At 77.0% G+C, this 988-nt stretch carries 2 protein-coding genes; one reads left to right on the forward strand and one right to left on the reverse strand.

Features of this window, described 5'->3' with window-relative positions:
• On the forward strand, window positions 1-841 hold an 841-nt coding region (locus B7L92_RS37760), incomplete at its 5' end, for a beta-galactosidase trimerization domain-containing protein (protein WP_174704082.1).
• An 18-nt stretch (window positions 842-859) separates the two neighbouring features.
• On the opposite strand, the gene B7L92_RS37765 is transcribed toward B7L92_RS37760, so the two are convergent.
• Window positions 860-988 (reverse strand): hypothetical protein (locus tag B7L92_RS37765; RefSeq protein WP_143626495.1); only part of this gene is annotated, 129 nt, incomplete at its 5' end.

Below are 988 nucleotides of genomic sequence, written 5' to 3' on the forward strand. Positions count from 1 at the left end.
CGCCCGCACCCCCGCCCGCACCGCCCTCCTCTTCGACTGGGACAGCTGGTGGGCGCTGGAGATCTCCGACGGCCCCTCCCGCCTCGTCCGCTACCAGGACACCGTCCACACCTACTACCGGGCCGCCCGCGAGGCCGGCGCCGACGTGGACGTCGTCCCGGTCACCGCCGACCTGAGCGCCTACGACGTGGTCCTCGCCCCCGTCCTGCACCTGGTCAAGGGCGACCTCGCCCCCCGCCTGGAAGCCGTCGCCGCACGCGGCGGCACCGTCCTCGCCACCTTCCTCTCCGGCCGCGCCGACGAGCACGACCGCGCCTTCCCCACCGACGTCCCCGGGCCGCTCGCCCCCCTGATGGGCGTCCGCGTCGACGAGTGGGACGCCCGTCCGGCCGACGTCGTCCACCCCGTCCGCCTCGACGGCCTCACCGCCGGGGCCCGCCTGGTCTTCGAGATCGTGCGCCTCGCCGGCGCCGAGCCGGCCGGCACGTACGGCGCCGACTTCTACGCCGGCACCCCCGCCGTCACCCGGCACCGCTTCGGCGCGGGCGAGGCCTGGTACGTCGCCACCGCCCTCGACCCGCCGGGCGTCGACCACGTCGTGCGCCGCGTCCTGGCCCGCCACGGCCTCCTCGGCCCGTACGCCGAACACCCCGGCCTGGAGACGGCCGCCCGGGTCGCCCCCGACGGCACCCGCCTGCTGTTCCTGCTCAACCACTCCACCGAACCGGCCCGCCCCACCGCCCGCGACACCGTCACCGACCTGCTCACCGGCCGGCGCACCGAGCGGGGCGAGCCCCTCGGTCTCGACCCGCTCGGCGTGGCGGTCCTGCGCCTGGAGTAGGGACGCCCCGGGCGGAGGTCAGTGGATGGTCCGCCCCCGCGCGTCCGGCACCCCGGACTTGCGCAGGAAGTAGCTGTTGACCTGGTCGCGCCACTCCCGGGCGCTGCGGAGCTGCTCCTCGTACCGCTCCGCCACGCGCGCGTGGCG

This window comes from Streptomyces viridosporus (assembly GCF_002078235.1).
Classification (GTDB): domain Bacteria; phylum Actinomycetota; class Actinomycetes; order Streptomycetales; family Streptomycetaceae; genus Streptomyces; species Streptomyces viridosporus.